Below are 5,269 nucleotides of genomic sequence, written 5' to 3'. Positions count from 1 at the left end.
CGTGAGCCACCTCAGGAACAAGGAGTTCGTCTACGTGGTGTCGCGGGAAGATCTTTCCACCCGCCTCTCGTCCATACCGCGCCAGCGGGACCAACTCTCCCTCTTCGATCCACCGGCGGCGGCCGGCGCCCCGGCCGGGTAGCCCCCGGCAAGCCCCGGGACGGGGATGGAGGACGTTGCCAAATTGACAAATCAGCCCTTCCGCTCGAGCACCTTGGGGAACGGGGCACGGCATTCCCGGTTCCCAGCTCCCGGTTCCCGGTTCGGGGGGAAGGCTGTCGGGGGTCGGGGGTCGAGTGCTGCGTTTCGCGTTCCCGGTGCCAGGTTTCCGGTTCCCAGTTCTCGGTTCCGAATGCTCGATTCCGGATTGCCGCAAGGGAAGCCTTCTCGCGTCGGCCCGCGATCGGTTGGCGCGCAGACCGCGAGGTCGATCTCGGATTCGCTGCGCAGTCTGCGGACGGCCCGCCGCACAATCTCGGCCATGGGCACCCGTTCTTCCCGAGCCTTGTCGTCGAGCCACTGCTTGTCTTCCGGGTCCAGCCCGATGACGGTGCGCACCATGATCGCTGCCTCCGAAGGTGATATCGCGCCGAGCAAGATGATATCTCCGTGCGATCCCCCCCACCTCAGTCGAAGATCTCTTCCAGGTTCCGGGCGGAGAGCAGGTTCTCGCCCCAGCGCAGAATCGTGTCGGCATCGGCGCTCGTAATGCGCGCCCGCAAATCTTCCGGAATCGCGCCAAAGCGACGCTCGGCCAGCCGCAGGAGGAGGCTGGCCTCTCCTTCCTGCAAGCCCTGCTGCAAGCCCTGTTGTTTCCACTGTTCGGTCCACTCCTGTACTCTTTCCGCAAGCATGGCGTTCACCTCCATCAGATCGCTTGTTTGAGCGTCAGCCCACGGAGGCGGCGCGTTGCCGGAACGCGAAGAAGCTTCAACCGGGCTTTGACAGGAAGGATCTCGTCGCCAGGCGGGTCTGGAGCGCTGCTATCGCGCGCTGCTATCGTAAGTGCACGAGAGCGTTGCCCTTCCTTGCGGCGTTGCGGCGTTGCGTGAGACGAGTCTTTCCGACTCGCGTCCTGGACCTTGGGCTTCAGTCGCTCTTCTCGGCTCTCGGCAACCGCGGCCGGAAGGTCCCCCGCCCCGGAACACCAGCACGCCCCCTTCGTCGATCAGGGGTTCCGTTCCGATGAGCCTCACACCGCTTGCCGCGGCACACCTCACTCGTCGGTCCGTCGCGAACGTTGGAGCTGGAGCAGGCGGAAGGTCTCCTCGTAGATCGTCCCCCGCGGGCCCACGGCCACCAGTTCGAGGCCGCCGTCCCCTGTCTCCAGGTACACGATCCGAAAGCGCGAAACCCGGTAACTGCGCATGCCCGCCAGCTCGTCTCGGAGGGGTTTGCCGCCGGCGGGCTCGTCGCGGATGTGCTGGAGGGCGGCCTTGACCCTGCGCCGAAGATCGGGGTGGAGGCTGCGCAGCAACCGCGCAACCCGGTCGGGGACGCGCAGGAACCGATTCGCGGACGTTGGCGCCACGGGCCCCCGCTACTCGCCCTGGAACAGCTCTTCGAGCGTGTAGATCTTGGCCCTGCCCTCGCGCAGCTCCTCAAGCCCCGCACGGATCTCGTCCATCAGTGCAGGGTCGAACCGGACGGCGATGGTTTCGCGCCAGCTCTCGAACTCGTCGGGGCTCACGAGCACCGCGGCGGGAACGCCGTTCTTGGTGATCACGACCTCCTGGTCCGTGTCTCTCACCGAATCCACGAGGGCGCTCAACTTCATTTTCGCTTCCGACAAGGACAGGGTTTTCATGGCAGACCTCGATTCAAGGCGACCAGAATGCTGGTCAACTAGCGGCGCCCGGCCCCGTCGTCAAGGGCTGGGGCTTGCACGGATCCATCGCCTGACGGGTGACGGGGGACGGGGGACGGGGGACGGGGGACGGGTGCTGCGGGTGGCGTTCCCGGTTCCCGGTTCTCGGTTCCCAGTTGCGGATTCCGGGGGACGTGAGGCTTGAAGCTTGACGGGTGACGGGTAGCCCAGCCCTGCTTGGCGGGCTTTGCGGCTTTGCGTGAGACGAGTCTTTCTGGTCCTCCTCTAGGGCAGGAGGTGCGCTTGGGGTGGGAAAGGCGGCCTCACGCAAAGACGCAAAGGTGCAAAGAAAGGCACGGGTGGCAGGCCGGACCCGGTGGAAGGGGGAGAGGTCCGCCTGGCGCTCTTTGCGCCCTTGGGCAAAACGGGCCTTTTTCGTCGATACTGCGATCCCCCCTGCCTCGGTCAAGGATCTCTTCCAGATTCCGGACGGACGCTGGCACACGGGAGCGTTGCCCGCCGCGCCGCGGCATTGCATCGGGTGGGGCAGCAGTGCCAGAATGGCGGGCACAGGACGAGGACGCGGGCTGCCGGCTTCGGCGGCCCTTTTTTCGTGCCCGCGGGCCCCTCGGGGCCATGGGGCGCGGCCGGCGCCGCGGGCGCCCACAGGAGCAGAGGCGATGCGCAGGGTCGGATTCGTCGGGTGGCGGGGGATGGTGGGTTCGGTGCTCCTGGAGCGCATGGGGGCCGAAGGGGATTTTCACGGATTCGAGCCGCTCTTCTTCTCCACCTCCCAGGTGGGGCAGCCGGGGCCCGACGTGGGGCTCGCAACGGCGCCCCTGGCGGACGCCGGCGACCTGGAGACCCTGGCGTCCCTGGACGTGGTGGTCTCGTGCCAGGGGGGCGACTACACCCAGGCCGTCTACGATGGGCTGCGCCAGAAGGGCTGGTCCGGGTACTGGATCGACGCGGCCTCGACCCTGCGGATGCGCGACGACGCCATCATCGTGCTCGACCCGGTCAACCGCGGGGTGATCGACGGGGGGCTGGCCCGGGGCATCCGGACCTACGTGGGGGGCAACTGCACCGTGAGCCTCATGCTCATGGCGCTGGCGGGGCTCTTCCGGGAGGGGCTGGTGGAGTGGATGAGCTCCATGACCTACCAGGCAGCCTCCGGTGCCGGCGCCAAGAACATGGTCGAGCTGGTGGCCCAGATGGCGGCCCTGAGCGACGCCTCCCGGGAGGCCCGCGCCGACCCCGCGACCACGGCCCTGGAGCTCGACGCCCTGGTGACCCGGGAGCTGCGAAGCGGGCGCATGCCCACCGAGGCCTTCGGCGCCCCCCTGGCCGGGAGCCTCATCCCCTGGATCGACCGGCTCGTGGAGGGCGGCCAGACCCGGGAGGAGTGGAAGGGCTACGCCGAGACCAACAAGATCCTCGGCACCCGGCAGCCCATCCCCGTGGACGGGCTGTGCGTTCGGGTGGGCGCCATGCGCTGCCATAGCCAGGCGCTCACGGTGAAGCTCACCCGGGACGTGCCCCTGGACGAGGTGACGGCGATCCTGGCGTCGGCCAACCAGTGGGTGCGGGTGGTGCCCAACGACAAGGCCTCCACCCTGGCCCGGTTGACCCCCGCGGCGGTCTCCGGGACCCTGGAGGTGCCCGTGGGGAGGCTCCGCAAGATGAAGATGGGGCCCGAGTATCTGGCGGCCTTCACCCTGGGCGACCAGCTCCTGTGGGGCGCGGCCGAGCCCCTGCGCCGGGTGCTGCGCATCGTGTTGGAACATTTGGGGTAGGGGGAGCGGGCCGTGGGGACTCCGGTCCGGGAGGCGGACGTCCTCGTCCTGGGGGCAGGCCTGGCGGGCCTCGCCGCCGCCCTGGAGGCCCGGAGGGCGGGGTGCGACGTGCTCCTGGCGGCGCGGCACCCTCCGGGACGCAGCGGCAATTCGATCCTGGCGGCGTGCAATCTCTCGGGGGTATTTTCCCCCGGCGACACGGAGGCCTCCTTCGTCCGGGACACCCTGCGGGGAGGCGCCGGCATCGGCGAGCCGGCGCTCGCCGGCGCCGCGGCGCGGGGCAGCCGGGAGCTGACGGCCTTTCTCGAGGCCCTGGGGGTCTGCTTCCAGACCCGGGACGGGGCGCTCCTCGTCCGCTCCAATCCCGGCCACTCGGCTCCCCGCACCATCGCCACCGTGCGAACGGGCCTCCCCTCCACCGTGGGCGGCCTCTCCCTCACCCGGCCGCTGGCCGAGGCCGCAGACCGCGAGGGCGTGGGTTTCGCCCTCGGCGCGGCCCGGGAGCTGCGGGTGCGGTGGGGAAGGGCGGCCGGGGCCCGGATCGACAGCCCCGAGGGGCCCCTCGAGGCGGCGGCGGGCGCGGTGGTCCTGGCCACCGGCGGCGCGGGCCGCCTCTATGCCCGCTCCGACAACGCCGCCGACGTGACCGGGGACGGGCTGGCCCTGGCCTACCGGGCCGGGGCGGAGCTTCGGGATCTGGAGTTCGTCCAGTTCCACCCCACCGTGGCCCTCTGGCCCATCCGGGGGGTCGTCCCCACCACCCTCTTCGGCGAAGGGGCGGTGCTGCGAAACCACCTGGGGGAGCGCTTCCTGGAGCATGCGGCCCCGGGGGGCGAGGCGGGGGTGACCCGCGACGCCATGAGCCGGGCCATCCTGGGGGAGCTTGCGCGGGATCGGGGGAACGAAGGGAATGGTGTCTGGCTCGACCTCTCGGGCGTGGCCCCCGAGGCACTCCAGGCCTACCCGGAGGTCTGGGACGCGCTGCGCCGGCGGGGACTCGACCCCCGCCGCCAGCCGGTCCGGGTGGCGCCGGCCGCCCACTTCTGCATGGGGGGCGTCACGGTGGACGCGGCCTGCGCCACCACCGTGCCAGGGCTGTTTGCGGCGGGCGAGGTCGCCGGAGGCCTCCACGGGGCGAACCGCCTGGGGGGAAACGCCCTCACGGAGGCGCTGGTGCTGGGCCGGATCGCGGGACGGTCGGCGGCGCGAGAGGCACAGGGGGGCGGCGCCCCGGGAGGATGGCGCAGCCGGGAGCTCCCCTGCGTTGCCGAGGGCGCGGCGGGCGGCGAAAGGGCCATCACCCTGGCGGTTCGGGAACTGCTCTGGGAGCGCGCGGGCATCGAGCGGTCCGGGGAGGGGCTGGCCCAGGGCCTCGCCCGGTGGCGGGAGCTCGCGGCCTTGGGTGCCGGGGCCTGGCACGAGGTGTCGCCGCTGGCGGTGAGCCGGCTCGTCCTGGAGGCGGCCCTGCGCCGGGAGGAGTCGCGGGGTGCCCACTTTCGGAGCGATTGGCCGGAGCCCGGCGGCAGGTGGCTCGGTTCGCTGCGGGTGCGCCGAGGAGGCGGCGGGGAGCCGGACTTCCGGTTCCAGCCGGCCCCGGCGCCCGCCGAGGGGTGAAGGGGCTTCCGGCGGCTTTCCGGGCGGCGGACGTGGGATAAGGGCACCCCCC

The 5,269-nt window shown here is 71.1% G+C and carries 6 protein-coding genes; 2 read left to right on the top strand and 4 right to left on the bottom strand.

The genetic code is table 11. From position 1 onward, the window contains the following. Positions 1-192: 192 nt before the first annotated feature. The 4 genes from AB1578_20575 to AB1578_20560 all read right to left on the bottom strand — a co-directional run bounded on the left by AB1578_20575 (position 193) and on the right by AB1578_20560 (position 1,807). Positions 193-561, bottom strand: a complete 369-nt coding sequence (locus tag AB1578_20575) for a hypothetical protein (GenBank protein MEW6490291.1) — start codon at positions 559-561, stop codon at positions 193-195. 65 nt (positions 562-626) lie between these two features. After that, on the bottom strand, positions 627-869 hold the full coding sequence (locus tag AB1578_20570) for a DUF4351 domain-containing protein (protein MEW6490290.1): 243 nt from the start codon (positions 867-869) through the stop codon (positions 627-629). A gap of 347 nt (positions 870-1,216) precedes the next feature. Then, positions 1,217-1,531 (bottom strand): type II toxin-antitoxin system RelE/ParE family toxin, encoded by a 315-nt coding sequence (locus AB1578_20565; GenBank protein ID MEW6490289.1) that lies wholly within the window; start codon positions 1,529-1,531, stop codon positions 1,217-1,219. A gap of 9 nt (positions 1,532-1,540) precedes the next feature. Continuing rightward, positions 1,541-1,807, bottom strand: a complete 267-nt coding sequence (locus AB1578_20560; protein ID MEW6490288.1) for a type II toxin-antitoxin system Phd/YefM family antitoxin — start codon at positions 1,805-1,807, stop codon at positions 1,541-1,543. A gap of 680 nt (positions 1,808-2,487) precedes the next feature. On the opposite strand from AB1578_20560, the gene asd reads away from it, so the two are divergent. Then, positions 2,488-3,603 (top strand): aspartate-semialdehyde dehydrogenase, encoded by a 1,116-nt coding sequence (asd, locus tag AB1578_20555; protein MEW6490287.1) that lies wholly within the window; start codon positions 2,488-2,490, stop codon positions 3,601-3,603. A 12-nt stretch (positions 3,604-3,615) separates the two neighbouring features. Next, positions 3,616-5,217, top strand: a complete 1,602-nt coding sequence (locus tag AB1578_20550) for an FAD-dependent oxidoreductase (GenBank protein ID MEW6490286.1) — start codon at positions 3,616-3,618, stop codon at positions 5,215-5,217. Positions 5,218-5,269 lie beyond the last annotated feature (52 nt).

It is taken from the genome of Thermodesulfobacteriota bacterium (assembly GCA_040756475.1).
In the GTDB taxonomy this organism is placed as follows: Bacteria; Desulfobacterota; Deferrisomatia; order Deferrisomatales; family JACRMM01; genus JBFLZB01.
Note: the sequence above shows the minus strand (reverse complement) of the source record. Positions and strands in the feature narration are given on the sequence as shown.